Genomic DNA, 447 nt, shown 5'->3' with positions numbered 1-447 from the left:
GTGCCCGACCCCGAGCGCCGAGTCCAGCTCGCGAACTACGGCACCGGGCTCACGCTCGGCGTCCAGGACATGAGCACCGACGCCGGAGCGCCGGTGGTGCAGTGGACCGACGGCTCGCCGACGTCCAACTGCACGGCCGACGGGGACCGCCAGCCCGGCCGGATCGGGACGGCGATCGACTTCTGCAAGAGCAAATCGTACGTCACCCTGCCCAACGGGACGCTGAGCGGCCTGACCGGTGACTGGTCCGTCTCCACGTGGATCAAGCCCGGCGCGCTCGCGACGTGGTCGCGCGTGTTCGACCTCGGCGGGAGCTCCAGCAAGAGCATGTTCCTCACGGTCAGCGCGGGCAACGGGCCGCGGTTCGCGATCACGGCCAACGGGGCGGGCGGCGAGCAGCGGCTGAGCTACGACGGCCAGAACTTCGCCCTCGACCAGTGGTCCCAC

At 70.9% G+C, this 447-nt stretch carries 1 protein-coding gene; it reads left to right on the top strand.

Going from position 1 to position 447, the window contains the following annotated elements; genetic code table 11:
- The coding region (locus tag G3I78_RS48395; protein WP_164437002.1) for a LamG domain-containing protein at positions 1–447 on the top strand (447 nt) is incomplete at both ends.

This window comes from Streptomyces sp. SID13726, assembly GCF_010548375.1.
Taxonomy (GTDB): Bacteria; Actinomycetota; Actinomycetes; order Streptomycetales; family Streptomycetaceae; genus Streptomyces.
Note: the sequence above shows the minus strand (reverse complement) of the source record. Positions and strands in the feature narration are given on the sequence as shown.